The following is a 15,703-nucleotide window of genomic DNA, read 5'->3' as shown; positions in this document are numbered from 1 at the left end:
ATACCTCAGGAGATTTCATGGAACTTAATGCCCTTACCGCAATTTCGCCGGTGGATGGTCGCTACGGTAGCAAAGCGGCTGCCCTACGCCCAATTTTCAGCGAATTCGGTTTAATTAAATACCGGGTCACTGTCGAAGTGCGTTGGTTACAACAACTGGCGGCAGAGCCAAAAATTGCTGAAGTACCGGCGTTATCTGCCGAAGCAAATGCCATTTTAGATAAGATTGTCAGCGAATTCAGTTTAGCAGATGCCCAGCGTGTTAAAGATATTGAGCGCACAACGAACCATGACGTTAAAGCGGTAGAATATCTGTTAAAAGAAAAAGTTGTTAACAACAGCGAATTAGCGGCCATCAGTGAATTTATCCACTTTGCCTGTACGTCTGAAGACATCAACAACTTATCGCACGCGTTAATGCTACATGATGCGCGCAGCCAAGTCTTATTACCTGAGTGTGATGCACTGCTTAGCGCACTGAAAACGCTAGCGGTTGATTTAAAAGCCGTTCCTATGATGGCCAGAACGCATGGTCAGCCAGCCTCGCCAACCACCATGGGTAAAGAGATGGCCAATGTTTACATGCGCTTAAAGCGTCAGCGTGAACAAATCGCAGCGGTCAGCCTACTGGGTAAAATAAATGGCGCTGTCGGTAACTACAACGCACACTTATCGGCTTATCCGGATATCGATTGGCATCAATTTGCGGAGCGTTTTGTCAGCTCGCTGGGCATTACGTGGAACCCGTACACTACACAAATCGAACCGCATGATTACATTGCCGAATTATTTGATGCCATTGCGCGGTTCAATACCATTTTGCTGGATTTTGATCGTGATGTCTGGGGTTACATTGCCTTGGGTCACTTCAAACAAAGAACGATTGCCGGTGAAATTGGTTCATCGACCATGCCGCATAAAGTGAACCCGATCGATTTTGAAAACTCAGAAGGTAACTTAGGTATTGCTAACGCGCTATTTAACCATCTTTCAGCCAAATTACCGGTGTCTCGTTGGCAGCGCGATCTGACTGACTCAACCGTATTACGTAACCTTGGCGTCGGTTTTGGTTATACTTTAATTGCTTATCAAGCCACGTTAAAAGGCATCAGTAAGTTAGAAGTTAACGAAGCCAATTTACGAGCCGAATTAGACGCTAACTGGGAATTACTGGCCGAGCCGGTGCAAACTGTTATGCGTAAATATGGCATCGAGAAACCTTACGAGAAGTTAAAAGAACTGACTCGCGGTAAGCGGATCAGCGCCAATGATCTCGCCTTGTTTATTGATGGCCTAGACTTACCGGCGCAGGCTAAAGCGGAAATGAAACAGCTTAGCCCAGCCGGTTATATTGGTGATGCGATACGGTTAGTTGAGTTATTAGACTAACCACTTAGTTGTCACTGCAGCTTGATGTGGCATTGACGAATAAAGGCGATCAACTCGCCTTTATTCGTTTTAAGCTGGCAAGCTGCAAAGCGTTGAAACGTTAAGTTAGCGGCTTTACGTTTAACCCACGCTAACCGGCCAATTGTGCTAACCCTTTCGATCCTTTATTCGGTGCCCAAATATGTACACATTACACCTCGGACAGCTTAGCCTTGCAGACTTTATGCAGCAGTATTGGCAAAAAAAGCCGCTGCTGATCAAGCAAGGTTTTCAAGAATTTAAAGATCCTTTATCCGCCGATGAATTGGCGGGCTTGGCCTTAGATGAAGATGTCGAGTCACGTCTGGTGCAATGTCATGCGGGCAACTGGCAATTAGAAACCGGCCCCTTTGAAGATTTTAATCGCTACGGTGAACGTGATTGGACGGTGTTAGTTCAAGCCGTCGATCATTGGCATCCGCCTGCGGCGGCGTTATTAGAGCCGTTTCGTTTTATCCCGAATTGGCGGATAGATGATTTGATGGTCAGCTTTTCCACGCCAGGTGGTGGTGTTGGCCCGCATTTGGATCAATACGATGTTTTTATTATCCAAGGCGAAGGTAAACGCCATTGGCGCGTGGGTATGCCCGATGCTTCCCTGAAGCAACATTGCCCGCACCCACGCTTATTACAAGTTAGCCCTTTTACAGCCTGTATTGATGCCATTTTAGAGCCAGGTGATATTTTATATATTCCACCAGGTTGTCCGCACGATGGTATCTCTATTGATAACAGCTTGAATTACTCTGTGGGTTTTCGAGCGCCAGCACAAAAAGATCTACTTACCGGTTTAACCGATTATTTAATTGACCACGAGATTGTTGGTAAACGTTTCACCGATCCTGCTCGGCAATTAACTCCGCAAAACGGCGCGATCAGTGAACAAGATTTAGATCAGGTGCAGCAATTGTTACTACAACTGATTAGTGATCGACAATTACTCCCGCAATGGTTTGGCCAATACATTACTCAAGCTAAGCATGAATTAGATCAGCAAGAGCCTGATCCGCATTATCAAGCCGAAGAAATTGCGGAATACCTAGAAGAAGGCTCCGTACTGGCCAGTATCGGCGGTTTACGCTGCAGTTATTATCAGCAAAAACCTGACTGTGATATTTTGTTGTTTATTGATGGTGAGAAAATCGTGTTACCCGCAGAGGAATTACACACCGCGCAACTGCTGACACAGAGCCCCAACATTAGTCAGCAAGACTGTATGCATTTTATTGCCCGCGAAGAGCGTTTGCTGCTGCTCACCGATTTGATCAATCAAGGCTTGTGGTACTTTGTTGAGTAAGCTCTCTGCCCAGAAAAAAACCGCTTAACAGCGGTTTTTTTGTAAAGATTAAAATACAGATTTAAGTGGCGCTTGTGCTAGCTTTGCCACAATTGTTCGTCATCAAACAAGTCATATAAACCGTGCGCACGAGCAACCAATAAATTAGCAAAATCTTGCTGAGTTTTATCAGACACACCCGCTTGAATAATTTGCTCAGCCTTTAACTGCCAATGCAACGCAAAAGCACGGATCGCTTCACGTGCATTAGGTGCTGCGCCGATCGCCATATGGTCTGTTGGTAAGTCGCCACTGATCACCCAAAAGGATTTTTTCTCGCGGGTATTCAGTTTCCAAATAGCCACATAAGGCGGTAAGTAACGGCTTTCACTCACGGCAACGTTATCGGGGATAATACCTTTAGTTGCAAGGTATTCGTTGGCTTTTTGAAACTGCGTTCGCACCCATTCTGTGCGCTCCGCATCACTGATTTCAGCATTATTCTGAGTTAACGACTCACTCATAAACGGCTTCCTATGTTGTAGTTGCCGCTACTTTAGGTGACTCGCTGCCGACAATCAAGTCTTGATAGCGCAGAATCAGCCCACCCCACCCAAAAAGTTCACCTATCAACGCCCTATCAGCTCCGACCACACTCAGACACCGGTCCGACCACACTTTGAGACTCATCTGACCACACGCTGAGACAATTTAGACCTGAATGATGCTTTGCTGGCAATAGACAGATCAGACCTGTCTCTGAGTGCGGTCTGACCAGTCATTATTTCGTGGGAAAGCTGGCATAAAGTAGGACTAAATGGTAAATTCCGCGCCACAAACATCGGCTACAGTTAACGTAAACGTAAACGGTAGCGCTTTATCCGCTTTTATTCCAATGGAGTTCATTGTGGCTGTATTTAATCATCCTGAATTTGATCAACACGAACAAGTGGTTTATTGCAGTGATCAGGAATCTGGCTTAAAAGCCATCATTGCTGTGCACAGCACCCGCTTAGGCCCGGCTGTCGGCGGTTGCCGCATGTGGGATTATGTCTCAGATGAAGATGCACTGGTCGATGTACTACGCTTATCTCGCGGTATGACTTACAAAAACGCTATGGCCGGTTTGCCATTAGGTGGTGGTAAGTCTGTGATTATCGGTAATGCTAAAACCATCAAGTCTGAAGCCTTGTTCCGTGCCTTTGGTCGAATGGTCCATCGCCTAAATGGCAGCTATTACAGTGCTGAAGATGTGAACATTACCACACACGATATTATGCAAGTGAACCAGGAAACGCCTTTCGTGGCCGGTTTAGAAGGTAAAAGCGGTAACCCTGCTCCCTTTACTGCGCTAGGCACCTACCAAGGTATTAAAGCCGCCGCGATGCATCAGTTTGGCTCGGCCGATCTGAATGGTAAAGTTGTCGCGGTGCAAGGTTTAGGCAGCGTGGGTTTTTACCTGTGTGAATATTTACACGCTGAAGGCGCGAAACTGATTGTTACTGATATCAATGAAGACGCCATCACTCGGGCGGTGAATCAATTTGGCGCAACAGCTGTAGGCTTAAATGACATCTATGCGGTTGATGCTGATATCTATGCCCCCTGTGCACTGGGTGCCACATTAAATGACGACACCTTGCCACAGTTAAAAGTAAAAATTATCGCAGGTTGTGCCAACAACCAATTAAAGCGCGCAGAGCATGGCCAGAAGTTACGTCAAATGGGTATTTTATATGCACCAGACTATGTGATTAACGCCGGTGGCATTATTAATGTCGCCTTTGAGATGCGGCCACAAGGCTACAGTAGCTCTGAGTCAACGGCAAAAGTGAAGCAAATCTACGACACCTTGCTGACTATTTTTGAACGTGCTGATGCAGAAAATTTACCCACCAGCACCGTAGCGGATCTGATGGCGCAAGAAATTATTGCTCGCGGTAAACTGTTATAACGCTTTTTAGTGCAGCAATGTATGAAGGAAATGATGGCTTAAGGCAACGCGGTTAATGAGCCGCGGTTTGCTTTAAGCCATCAAGGTCATGGCTGGCAAACACAGCACTTTACTCGAATCGACCGTACAGCACTAACCTGCACTGCTGTACGGTAGACCGCAGCTAAAACTTAACTCTCTGTTTGGCGTGTTAACAAGCTTAAGCGCGTAATCTTACACACTTAACTGCAAAGTACCACGCTGATGTGCTCTTTGTGGCTCATTATTACAGACAACCCACACCATTCCAGCCTAGCCATTTCAAGACAAAACAACGCCGCAACAGCTCAAGCCCTACAAGATAAACTTAACGATTAAATCCCAAGCTATTAGTAAGATTGATAAAATAATCAATAGAAAAATACTCACATGTAGCCAAAACATCGATTGCGGCTTTGCCTTGCTGACTCGCTGTTTGATCACAACCTTAGTCTGTTGCTTACGACCAGAGGAAACCACCGCCCCGGCCGTTGCTGACGCTTTTTTCACTTGAGACATTTTCAACAGCAATCCTTCAGAAAATGTTAACACCACTCATTAATGCGGATAAGAGGCAGCTAGGGCCTGTAATTCCGCACCGGCAACACGAGTGATCCGCCAGTCATGCATAAGACTGGCACCTTGCGCTTGATAAAAATCGATTGCCGGTTGATTCCAATCCAGCACTGACCATTCAAAGCGACCACAGCCACGTTCTACGGCCAGTTTTGCTAAATAGCTTAATAATAATTTACCTAAACCCTTACCCCGATATTCAGGTAGAACAAATAAATCTTCTAGATAAAGCCCAGGTTGCGCTAAAAATGTGGAGTAATTATGAAAAAACAAAGCAAAGCCCGCCGGTTGCCCTTGATACTCAGCAATCACCACTTCGGCTGCGGGCTTCTCGCCAAACAAGCTCTGTTGTAACTTTTCGGTGGTGGCGACCACCTGATCTGCCATTTTCTCATACTCGGCTAAGCCCTGAATAAAAGCTAAAATTAAAGGGCAATCAGCCTCGGTTGCTAAACGGATCGTGCGGTGATTATTCATAAAATACCTTTGGGATCATAAAATGTCAGGCTAGGCTCAAAATAAGATACTACTATAGCCTGCGTTATAGCGAAAAAAAACCGGAGTATACTCCGGTTTCTTAAAGCGTTAGCGATTAGGCTGCATCTTTACTCGGTAAACTGAATTTTTCTAGTTCACCGGGTTTAAAACTATCCACACTGATAGCTTTAAAGCGTAATTCATTCATTTTATGCAGCGATGCAGCTTCAGCTTCTGAAATAATCTTCGCCGCTAACGCTTGCTTAATGGTATCCACCATCGGTTGCTTACGCGCTAACTGACCAGACTTTTGCCCCTGAGCTATTTTCTTCAATAATGGCTGAGCTTCATGCATCGCAACAAAAGCCGCTTCCATTAGGCCTGTGGCATCATCCGCGTCTTCGCCGACATAACACAGATGCGTTAAGCGATCGCGTACCACATTGGGTTTAGACAGTGTCTCGCAAATTTGCTGCGCCACTTCATCGTTTGGCAGTTTGTAGCCGATACCAAATGGAAACACCAAGGTACGTAATGTGCGTGCCACAATGCGATTTGGAAAGTTAGCAAAGAAACCATCAAAGGCTTTACCAATTTCATATAAAGCACGTGCCACACTGTAATGTACAAAAGGCAGATCCGCTTGTTGACGGCCGTTATCTTCATAAAACTTCAATACGGCTGAAGCAATATACAACTGGCTTAACACATCGCCTAAACGCGCTGAGAGCATTTCTTTGCGTTTTAAATCACCGCCCAGCATCAACATAGATACATCAGCACTTAGCGCTAAGGCACGGCTCATACGGCTTAATTGCTTGTAATAACGAGCCGTGTCACCTGACACCGGTGCAGTGTTAAAGGCACCGGCCGTTAAGCCCTGCCATAACGCTGAAAACGTATTGCCTACCGCAAAACCAACATGCGCCATTAATAGCTTATCAAACTGTGCTAAACCTTCATCGGCATTCGGGTTAGCCGCAGCTTCTAACTCCGCTAACACATACGGGTGACAACGCGTGGCACCTTGACCAAAGATCATCAAGTTGCGCGTTAAAATGTTCGCACCTTCAACGGTAATCGAAATAGGCACGCCCATATAACCGTGTGCTAAATAGTTCATCGGTCCGCACTGAATGGCTTTACCAGCATGAATATCAAACGCATCGTTTAATAAAATACGTGACATCTCAGTCATGTGATATTTGGCAATGGCGGTGACGACGGCAGGGCTAAGTTTTTGATCAATCGCACCCGCGGTCATTACGCGCATGGCTTCTAATGTGTAAGTTAAGCCACCGATACGCGCTAAGCCTTCTTGCACACCTTCAAATTTACCAATTGATAAACCAAACTGCTGACGCACATAACCATAAGCGCCCGTCATCCGAGCCGCTAAGTGACCCGTTGCGGTGGCCAGCGCCGGTAATGAAATACCGCGACCTGCCGACAAGCACTCTACCAGCATACGCCAGCCGCGACCGGCATATTCTGGCCCACCGATAATCCAATCTATCGGGATAAATACGTCTTTACCGTAAGTGGTACCGTTCATAAAAGCCATATTCATAGGGAAATGGCGATCACCAATTTGCACGCCAGGATGGCTGGTCGGAATCAACGCACAGGTGATGCCTAATTCTTCTTTATCACCCAGTAACTTATCAGGATCAGATAATTTGAACGCCAAGCCCAACACCGTTGCCACAGGTGCTAAGGTGATATAGCGCTTATCCCAGTTCAAACGAATACCCAGTACTTCTTTACCTTCAAATTCGCCTTTACACACCACGCCGGTATCAGGAATACCGCCCGCATCAGAGCCCGCCTCAGGGCCGGTTAAAGCAAAACACGGCACATCAGTACCATTGGCTAAGGGTGGCAACCAGCGGTTCTTTTGCTCTTCTGTACCGTAGTGCATTAACAATTCACCGGGGCCTAAAGAGTTAGGCACCATAATGGTCACGGCAGCTGTTAAGCTGCGCGTCGCAATACGCGACACGATTGTCGAGTTGGCTATCGCTGAAAACTCACGCCCACCATAGCTCTTCGGAATAATCATGGCGAAGAAACCTTCGCTTTTAATGTAATCCCACACGGCTTTAGGCAGGTCTCGCTCTTCTTGCACGATCTTGTAGTCATCCAGCATTTTCAGCAAGGTTTCAACTTGATTATCCATAAAGGCTTGCTCATCGGCCGATAACTCGGCTTTAGGAATGCTGTGCAGTTTTTGCCAGTCTGGTTTACCTTTGAACAGTTCACCATCCCACCACACATCACCGGCTTCCATCGCTTCACGTTCAGTATCTGAAAGAGGCGGTAAGATTTTTTTGAAAATACCAAACACCGGTTTGGTGATCAGACTGCGTCGAATAGAGGTGACACCGAATACCACCACCAGAATAACGATAATTAATAATAACAAGACCATTTCAGCTTCCTTCCAGCATCAGGCTACGGTTTGTGTTACGCCTGTCGGCATAACATTCGTCAACACAGGCGCAGCAATGGCTGCCGCCAAATAAGGGATCAAGCGTGCTATCACGCCTTCGATATCAACCGACTCGTTAAAATCGGCTAAGGCAATTTCTGCCAACGCATCGTTGGATGCCATGGTAAAAACAATAGAACCCAATGAAAAATGCAACCGCCAAAACAACACGCTCGCAGGCAAATGTGGACAGCTTTGTTGCACAAGTAACACAAACTTATCTAGGGTTTGACCATAATGATGATTAATAAACCAACGCAAGTGGCCTTGCACATCGGTATAACCACGCCCTAACAGTTGCAAAAAAGTACGGGTGCCTTTGCGCTGTACATGGTTAAGCTCTAACAAGGGCTTTACGAAAACAGCGAGGATATCCGGTAAGCTATTCGGCTGGGTTTTCGCCAGTAATTGAACAAACTCATGATCTAACCGCGGCATCAACACTTGCAAATAACGCTGTAGCACCGCTTGGATCAGTTCTTTTTTAGAGCCAAAGTGATAATTAACCGAGGCCAGATTCACTTCCGCTTTGGTTGTGATCTGGCGCAGTGAAGTATCATTGAAGCCGGCTTCGGCAAACAGGTTTTGCGCCGCATCCAAAATTTTTAATTGTGTATTCACTTTCACACTCATTTTATTCAAACATGCTTTTTAAACACCCGTTTGAAATGTACGTTTGAATGACTGGTCTGTCAAGTGACATTCTGCAATGAATGTAAGTAATGCCGAGATGTTGCATGAGTAAGATGATGGGTTTTAGGCAGGCGGTTAAGTTTGCCATTCGCTCTATAGCGGTGTTTTAGCGCGTTGATCTCTCCAAGTTATCGCTTTTTTTGGTAGGTAAAGTAACAGGCCGACTGAACCGCCGACCTGTTAGCGTGGTTTTTACTTCAGAGTACGCTCAAAAAAGCGCGTAATGCTTTTATGTAAATGCGTTTGAACCGGCTGACCAAACATCGAGTGTTTACTGCCTGGGTAGTCAATCATCTCAAACAACAGGCCTTTATCCTGTAAGTGTTTATACAGCTTAGTACTGTGGGTAAACAACACATTATCATCAGCCATACCATGATAAATCAGCAAATCGCCTTTTAGCCCATCGGCATAAGGGAAGACCGCGCTATCACGATAACCCTCGGCGTTTTGTTGTGGGTGCCCTAAGTAACGCTCAGTGTAATGGGTATCATACAAGGCCCAGTCGGTAACAGGCGCGCCCGCAACGCCGGCGGTGAAATAATCACCGGCTTTAAACAGGGTCATGATGGCCATATAACCGCCATAACTATGGCCATAAATCGCTATTTTCTGCGGGTTGACATGAGGCAAAGTTCGCAGGTACTTAACACCGGTGATTTGATCATCCACTTCGACCTCACCGAGTTTTTTATAGATCGGATCTTCAAAGGCTTTACCACGGTTGTACGAACCACGATTATCTAATTGAAATACTAGATAGCCTTGTTGCGCGAGGTAATGCAAATACAAATTGCGCTGACTCCAACTGTTCGTCACACGCTGAGCATGAGGCCCGCCGTAGACACTGACGACCACAGGGTATTGTTTGCCTGGCACGATATTTTTGGGTTCAAATAAACGGTAATGTAAGGTTTGACCATCATCGGCCTGTAACGTGCCAAAACGCGGGGCATTCAGCTCGCTATGATAAGGGTTTAACGGATGATCTGCGTTCAAGGTGTTTTGCGCTAACCAGGTAAGCACCTGACCATCAATGGCACGCAGCGCTACTTTATCGGGCGTTGTGACATTGGAGAAGCTATCTATAAAACTGCTGCCATCTTTGGCCACAACCACGGCATGATCATAACCGGCTTCTGTGATGCGTTTAATATTGCCATCTTTTAAACTCACCTGATACAGATGACGTTCTAGCACGCTATCTTTGCGCCCGGTAAAGTACAGCAAACCTTGCTGCTCGTTGACGGCATCTAGCTGATCCACCACCCAGTCGCCCGCGGTGAGCTGACGCAGTAACTTGCCATTAAAATCATAGTGATATAAATGTTTATAACCACTGCGTTCAGAGGCCCAAATAAAGCCTTGATTATTACTCAAAAAATGTAGGTCATCATGCAGGTTCAACCACGTGTTGCTGGTTTCCGTTAACAGTACTGTTTGCTGATCCGTTTTAAGATCAACCAAGCGCAGTTCTAATTGCTGTTGGTTACGGCTTTGCCATTGATAACTTACATACCGCGCGTTTTTGCTCCACTCGACTCTTGGCAGATAAATATCAGCATTATCACCGTGCGGTAGCCACTTCACACTACCATCGTTTAATGTCACAACACCTAATTGAATAGTCGCATTGGCGGTGCCGGTATAAGGATAACGCTGTTTAAACAATTTAATTTCGTCAGCATATATTTCATTACGAACGACTTCAGCAACCCCACTTTCATCAGTACGGGTAAAGGCAATTTTACTGTCATCCGGAGCCCACCAATAACCTGTCATGCGGCCCATCTCTTCCTGTGCCACAAACTCGGCCATCCCGTTTTTAATATCACCACCGCCATCAAAGGTCAGTTGGGTTTCTTTACCGGTCGCTATCTCTTGCACAAACAAGTTTTGCTCGCGAATAAAAGCAACATAACGGCCAGTAGGTGAAATGGTGGCATCGGTTTCAAACTCTGGGGTATTTGTCAGCTTTTTTGCTTTATTGCTGGCGAGCTGGTAGTAATACAAATCACCATTTAAAGGGAATAATAAAGCGTCACTACTTTTAGACCAACTGTAACTGACAATACCCGAAGCAAATAAACGTAGTCGCTCGCGGCGGGCTTTTTCTTCATCAGACAGTGTTTCTGCACCACTAATTAAATGGTCGGCATTCACCAGCACACTGTGTTTGCCCTCTTTAATATGGTATTGCCACAAATCTAAACGGTTGGCATCTTCAACTTTGCCTTTAAGATAGGTAACACGGCTACCGTCAGGTGCCATGGTCAAAGAACGAGGCGTCGTGCCGCTTAACACTGGATCGGCGAACAGTCGCTCCAGTTCAAGTTGCTTTGCATCAGCCATAGCGGCACCTCCAAGTAATAAACTGAGTGTTATCAAAACACGTGGTAATTTCACTGGCATTTTTGTTCCTGTGTTTTTGCTGTAATTAAGCGTAACGTTTGTATAATGCTTCGATATAAACTGCAAGCAAAAGCAGATTGCGTTAGGCTTATCTGCGCTGAACAGAGGAAATCTTGATGAAACTGACCGAAGTAAAACACCCACTGGTGCAGCACAAAATTGGTTTATTGCGCGCAGCCGATATTAGCACTCGCCAATTTCGCCAATTAGCCGCAGAACTAGGTAGCCTCCTGACTTATGAAGCAACCAAAGATCTGCCAACTGAGCAACTGACGATACAGAGCTGGAACGGCCCTTGCGACGTGCAACAAATTCAAGGTAAAAAAGTGACCGTAGTACCCATTCTGCGCGCGGGCTTGGGTATGCTAGACGGCGTTTTAGATTTAATCCCCAGCGCTCGCATTAGCGTGGTCGGTATTTATCGTGATGAAGAAACTCTGCAACCGGTACCCTACTTTCAAAAACTCGCTGCCGATTTGGATCAACGCTTAGCGATTGTTGTTGATCCCATGTTAGCTACGGGCGGCTCGATGATTGCAACCATCGATTTACTTAAACAGCATGGCTGCCAACAAATCAAAGCTTTAGTGCTGGTTGCCGCCCCTGAGGGAATTAAAGCGTTAGGCGAAGCGCATCCTGACATTGAGCTTTATACCGCAGCGGTAGACCAAGGTTTAAATGAGCAAGGTTATATCCTGCCAGGCTTGGGCGATGCCGGTGATAAATTATTTGGCACTAAATAAGCCGTTAGTGCCCATGCACAGTATTAAGTACTTAATGCGTATTTTTTTGAAGTGAAAATTCATGCAGTTGATCCCATGGTCTTATAACAGCGCACAGGGTCTGACCGTGCGCGGACAACACAGCGTGCCAAGTGGCAAGCCTGTATTACATTTTATGCACGGTAACGGCTTTAGCGGCCTAACCTACAGCCCTATGCTACGCCAACTAAGCCTACATTATGATTTGTTCTTGTCGGATGCCCAAGGCCATGGTGATAGTGATCATGGCGAACAGTTTTTAGGCTGGAATAACATTGCGCAGATTGCCGCAGAAGCCTGGTTAACCCATCGCCCATTGTTTGGCACTGCGCCCGTTTACGGCTTAGGCCATAGTTTTGGTGGTGTATTAACAGCCCTGATCCACGCCGAGCATCCACAGTTATTTCAAGGGTTGGTATTACTTGATCCGGTGTTATTCCCCCCCTCAATGCTATTACTGGCCCGAACCCTTGAAGGTGTGCGGCTGTTTAAAAAAATCCGTTAGCCAAAGCCGCGTTAAGGCGACGCCAACATTGGCCCGATCGCCCTACTGCCTTAAGTTACTTTCAAAGTCGTCGTTTATTTCAAAGCTGGGATGCACAGGCGCTTAATGCTTATGTTGAACACGCCTTAGCTGACCAAGACGATGGTGTGCGCTTAAAGTGCTTACCAGAGCGTGAAGCCGATGTGTTCAGCTCCTACCCAAGAGGGCTATGGCCGGCACTTCGTAAAGCAAAGGCACCGGTAAAAATCTTTTATGGGGAACAAACCTTTCCATTTGTCGTCAAAGCCGTGGCTAAATGGCAACAATTAAACAGCGGGGTGCAAAGCCGGCAAGTGCCTGGCGGCCATTGCTTTATGCAAGAACAACCGTTGCAAAGTGCACTTTGGGTGCGCGAAGCATTACAAGGGTTTGCACCGATAAAATAGGCCTGTTTCCTAAGTGTGCATGCGTTATAATGGCCGAAACGTTTAGGCAGGGATTTCTAAGATGAAAAAGCTAGTTGTCGTCACCGCATTATTATTATCGGCCTGTAGTCAATTACCCGATATCGGCGCTGACAAACCCACCACCTTAAGTGCAGAGAAACAACCGGTATTAGCCGTACCCATCCCGGCACCGGTTACCGATGCCAACGAAGTGGCTAATAACGATACTACCGAGTCGTTAGCAACCGATTTCGAGCATATTTTCATTGATACTGATATGACTTTTGAAGGCGTCTTGCCGTGTGCGGATTGCAGCGGCATCGCATATCATATTAATCTGTATCGTGATGGCCGCTTTGAAGCGCGTCAAGAGTATCTTGGCCGTGGCCAAGTGCAATTAATTAGCGGCTCTTGGTTGTTAGAAAAACGCACTTTGCATTTGATTAATCAGCAAAGCACGCTGCCGGTTTTTCATTTTCGCAGCAATCAGCACTTAGTGATGACGGATTTGGCCGGTAAGCCCATTTTGTCGTCTGAAGCGTATCAATTAAGCCGTTATGCCTCGCTGAAAAAGCTCGACCCACGCCAACCGCTTCTGGGTATGTATCAATTAAAAAACAATGTTGCGACCTTTATAACCTGTCAAAACGGTGACACCTTACCGGTGGCTAATACACAAAATCATTTACCCATGATGCGCCTGTATCAACAAGATACACGCTTAAATAATAAACCGGTTATTGCCACCTTAGTTGGGCGTAAAAGTGCGGATCAGCACGGTATTGATACGCTTTACATCGATAAATTTGAACAGTTTTGGCCTAATGCCACCTGCCCTGATCAATTTGCTCAAAAACAGTTACAAGGTATTGTCTGGCGTGCGGAGAAAGTGGCTAACCGTTATATTCCACACCAGTTAAATGTTCGGCTTATATTTGAAAAAGACCGTTTATATGGTTTTAGCGGCTGTAATAACTTTAACGCCAGCTATCAGCAACAAGCCAATACCCTGAGCGTGCAACCGCTTGCCAGCACGCGAAAGTTCTGCGCTGACGCCAGCAACATTGAGCAGCAATTTACCGAAAAACTGCAGCAAGTTGACCGCGCGGAAGTGAACGCCGATAAACTGCAATTATTTTATAATAACCAAGTTATTTTAGAATTGGTGCCTGCGGTTAACTAACACAGCTCATTGTTATTTTACATATACCGAAAATCTTCTACGCATAAAAAACCCCAGTGCATGACAACACTGGGGTTTTAAAATAGCCATTAATTATCAGATTGAATTAATTCTTCTTACTATTGCGCCGACGTCTGGCAACCGCACCTAACCCCATAAGCCCACCAAACATCAGCATTAGCGCCGAAGGCTCTGGTACACTTGCAGGCACTGCACCATAGATAATATCGATAGACGTTGATGCAGTTCTATCATTTTGTTGATCAAAGGCTGACAAAGTAATGGTATAGATACCCTGAGTTTGCACATCAAAACCTGTTGGTGCAAAAAAGCCCAAGTTCCATGAGTTTTGTGCGACATTACTACCAGTTCGCAAAATTTCATACCCTACAGCGTTAACTGCTTTAGTTCCACGACCATTACCCGTTGTATTATCGCCAAAAGCATGGTCAGCCAAGGGTACGTTAATGGGATCAAACGCTAAATAATCAACACCTGCGCTAGGATCGAAATCAATTTGCAATAAGTAGGTAAATTGGTCTAAAAATGTTCCCTGATTTCCAGTTGGATCGACGTTAATCGACCAATCAAAGCTGAACAATGAACGGTTTGCTGGGGCAATGCCATCACTAGGCTGAAAAGTATAGGTTTTATTACCATCATAGTTATAGATGCCTGCGGGTTGACCTGCCAAGTTGTAACGCAATTTACCCCGTAGCGCTAACTCAAAAAAACCATCGTTTATACCGGTAAATGACCCATTCGCATTACCAGAACCAAAAATGACATTCGGTGTGACATTACCTGTACCGTTAATTAAAGCGGCATGTGCGGGCACTGCAATTAAGGTCGTTGCTAAAGCTAACACTGCTGGAAAATATTTCATAATTCATCCTTGTTGTTAAAATAACTTTTTGTTTTTATACAAATACCAAAGAGAAATTAGCAATAATTAAGCCAATAAAATAATCTACTTAAAATCAATAACCTATAAATTAATGTTTTGATTTTTTTGTTTTTTTGTAAGATTTACTGACAGCCAATAGTTGAGAATACCCCCTAGCCGCTCATTCAAATTACAAAAAAACTAAATTGCAGACATAAAAAAACCACCCTAGGGTGGTTTTTTTATTCAAGCAGTGTTTAGACTAAAGCTTCTTTTGCTTTTGCTACGATAGCAGTAAAAGCGGCTTTGTCATAAACAGCGATGTCGGCCAGGATCTTACGGTCGATTTCAATTGAAGCCTTTTTCAGACCTGCAATTAAACGGCTGTAAGACATACCGTTCATCCGTGACGCTGCGTTGATACGCGCGATCCACAGTTGACGGAACTGACGCTTACGCTGACGACGGTCACGGTAAGCATATTGACCGGCTTTGATAACAGCCTGGAAAGCAACCCGGTAAACACGACTACGGGCACCGTAGTAGCCTTTAGCCTGTTTTAATACCTTCTTGTGACGAGCATGTGCCGTCACACCACGTTTAACTCTTGGCATTTCTG

15 protein-coding genes are annotated in these 15,703 nt (G+C 45.6%); 7 read left to right on the top strand and 8 right to left on the bottom strand.

Annotated features, from left to right (window positions below):
- The first annotated feature begins 17 nt into the window (after positions 1-17).
- Positions 18-1,388 carry an adenylosuccinate lyase gene (gene purB, locus ACUJFL_RS08295; RefSeq protein ID WP_226750928.1) on the top strand — a complete coding sequence of 457 codons (1,371 nt, stop codon included), beginning with the start codon at positions 18-20 and terminating at the stop codon, positions 1,386-1,388.
- Between the two features lie 181 nt (positions 1,389-1,569).
- A complete protein-coding gene (locus tag ACUJFL_RS08290; protein ID WP_445428978.1) occupies positions 1,570-2,724 on the top strand; it encodes a ribosomal protein uL16 3-hydroxylase in 1,155 nt (384 codons plus the stop codon).
- Between the two features lie 77 nt (positions 2,725-2,801).
- Here ACUJFL_RS08290 and ACUJFL_RS08285 read toward each other — a convergent pair whose 3' ends face one another.
- Complete coding sequence (locus tag ACUJFL_RS08285) at positions 2,802-3,227, bottom strand: DUF4826 family protein (RefSeq protein ID WP_226750926.1); 426 nt, start codon at positions 3,225-3,227, stop codon at positions 2,802-2,804.
- Positions 3,228-3,610: 383 nt separating this feature from the next.
- Here ACUJFL_RS08285 and ACUJFL_RS08280 point away from each other — a divergent pair, with 383 nt between their 5' ends.
- Positions 3,611-4,657, top strand: a complete 1,047-nt coding sequence (locus tag ACUJFL_RS08280; protein ID WP_306176650.1) for a Leu/Phe/Val dehydrogenase — start codon at positions 3,611-3,613, stop codon at positions 4,655-4,657.
- Between the two features lie 333 nt (positions 4,658-4,990).
- On the opposite strand, the gene ACUJFL_RS08275 is transcribed toward ACUJFL_RS08280, so the two are convergent.
- The 5 genes from ACUJFL_RS08275 to ACUJFL_RS08255 form a co-directional block, all read right to left on the bottom strand.
- Positions 4,991-5,200 carry a hypothetical protein gene (locus ACUJFL_RS08275; RefSeq protein WP_445428977.1) on the bottom strand — a complete coding sequence of 70 codons (210 nt, stop codon included), beginning with the start codon at positions 5,198-5,200 and terminating at the stop codon, positions 4,991-4,993.
- A 33-nt stretch (positions 5,201-5,233) separates the two neighbouring features.
- A complete protein-coding gene (locus tag ACUJFL_RS08270) occupies positions 5,234-5,728 on the bottom strand; it encodes a GNAT family N-acetyltransferase (RefSeq protein ID WP_445428976.1) in 495 nt (164 codons plus the stop codon).
- Between the two features lie 115 nt (positions 5,729-5,843).
- Entirely contained in the window at positions 5,844-8,159 is a 2,316-nt protein-coding gene (locus ACUJFL_RS08265) for an acyl-CoA dehydrogenase (RefSeq protein ID WP_445428975.1), read from the bottom strand.
- A gap of 18 nt (positions 8,160-8,177) precedes the next feature.
- Positions 8,178-8,852, bottom strand: a complete 675-nt coding sequence (locus ACUJFL_RS08260) for a TetR/AcrR family transcriptional regulator (RefSeq protein WP_226750922.1) — start codon at positions 8,850-8,852, stop codon at positions 8,178-8,180.
- A 252-nt stretch (positions 8,853-9,104) separates the two neighbouring features.
- Positions 9,105-11,324 (bottom strand): DPP IV N-terminal domain-containing protein, encoded by a 2,220-nt coding sequence (locus ACUJFL_RS08255; protein ID WP_445428974.1) that lies wholly within the window; start codon positions 11,322-11,324, stop codon positions 9,105-9,107.
- Between the two features lie 116 nt (positions 11,325-11,440).
- On the opposite strand from ACUJFL_RS08255, the gene upp reads away from it, so the two are divergent.
- From upp to ACUJFL_RS08235, 4 genes are all read left to right on the top strand, one after another.
- On the top strand, positions 11,441-12,067 hold the full coding sequence (upp, locus tag ACUJFL_RS08250; protein WP_226750920.1) for a uracil phosphoribosyltransferase: 627 nt from the start codon (positions 11,441-11,443) through the stop codon (positions 12,065-12,067).
- A 61-nt stretch (positions 12,068-12,128) separates the two neighbouring features.
- A complete protein-coding gene (locus tag ACUJFL_RS08245; RefSeq protein ID WP_445428973.1) occupies positions 12,129-12,590 on the top strand; it encodes an alpha/beta hydrolase in 462 nt (153 codons plus the stop codon).
- Positions 12,591-12,736: 146 nt separating this feature from the next.
- Entirely contained in the window at positions 12,737-13,015 is a 279-nt protein-coding gene (locus tag ACUJFL_RS08240; RefSeq protein WP_445428972.1) for an alpha/beta fold hydrolase, read from the top strand.
- Between the two features lie 61 nt (positions 13,016-13,076).
- Entirely contained in the window at positions 13,077-14,198 is a 1,122-nt protein-coding gene (locus ACUJFL_RS08235; protein WP_445428971.1) for an META domain-containing protein, read from the top strand.
- A gap of 106 nt (positions 14,199-14,304) precedes the next feature.
- On the opposite strand, the gene ACUJFL_RS08230 is transcribed toward ACUJFL_RS08235, so the two are convergent.
- The gene (locus ACUJFL_RS08230) at positions 14,305-15,084 is read right to left on the bottom strand and encodes a PEP-CTERM sorting domain-containing protein (protein WP_445428970.1); all 780 of its coding nucleotides are present in this window, start codon (positions 15,082-15,084) and stop codon (positions 14,305-14,307) included.
- Positions 15,085-15,341: 257 nt separating this feature from the next.
- Entirely contained in the window at positions 15,342-15,698 is a 357-nt protein-coding gene (gene rplT, locus ACUJFL_RS08225) for a 50S ribosomal protein L20 (RefSeq protein WP_226750916.1), read from the bottom strand.
- Between the last annotated feature and the right edge of the window lie 5 nt (positions 15,699-15,703).

This window comes from Alishewanella sp. HL-SH05, assembly GCF_052655985.1.
The sequence above is the reverse complement of the archived record's forward strand: the minus strand, read 5'-3'. Positions and strand labels throughout refer to the sequence as shown.

Coding starts and splice junctions, on each gene's coding strand:
- ACUJFL_RS08270 (WP_445428976.1), bottom strand. CDS start 5,728: ATGAATAATCACCGCACGATCCGTTTAGCAACCGAGGCTGATTGCCCT.
- purB (WP_226750928.1), top strand. CDS start 18: ATGGAACTTAATGCCCTTACCGCAATTTCGCCGGTGGATGGTCGCTAC.
- ACUJFL_RS08265 (WP_445428975.1), bottom strand. CDS start 8,159: ATGGTCTTGTTATTATTAATTATCGTTATTCTGGTGGTGGTATTCGGT.
- upp (WP_226750920.1), top strand. CDS start 11,441: ATGAAACTGACCGAAGTAAAACACCCACTGGTGCAGCACAAAATTGGT.
- ACUJFL_RS08230 (WP_445428970.1), bottom strand. CDS start 15,084: ATGAAATATTTTCCAGCAGTGTTAGCTTTAGCAACGACCTTAATTGCA.
- ACUJFL_RS08260 (WP_226750922.1), bottom strand. CDS start 8,852: ATGAGTGTGAAAGTGAATACACAATTAAAAATTTTGGATGCGGCGCAA.
- ACUJFL_RS08285 (WP_226750926.1), bottom strand. CDS start 3,227: ATGAGTGAGTCGTTAACTCAGAATAATGCTGAAATCAGTGATGCGGAG.
- ACUJFL_RS08235 (WP_445428971.1), top strand. CDS start 13,077: ATGAAAAAGCTAGTTGTCGTCACCGCATTATTATTATCGGCCTGTAGT.
- ACUJFL_RS08255 (WP_445428974.1), bottom strand. CDS start 11,324: ATGCCAGTGAAATTACCACGTGTTTTGATAACACTCAGTTTATTACTT.
- rplT (WP_226750916.1), bottom strand. CDS start 15,698: ATGCCAAGAGTTAAACGTGGTGTGACGGCACATGCTCGTCACAAGAAG.
- ACUJFL_RS08245 (WP_445428973.1), top strand. CDS start 12,129: ATGCAGTTGATCCCATGGTCTTATAACAGCGCACAGGGTCTGACCGTG.
- ACUJFL_RS08290 (WP_445428978.1), top strand. CDS start 1,570: ATGTACACATTACACCTCGGACAGCTTAGCCTTGCAGACTTTATGCAG.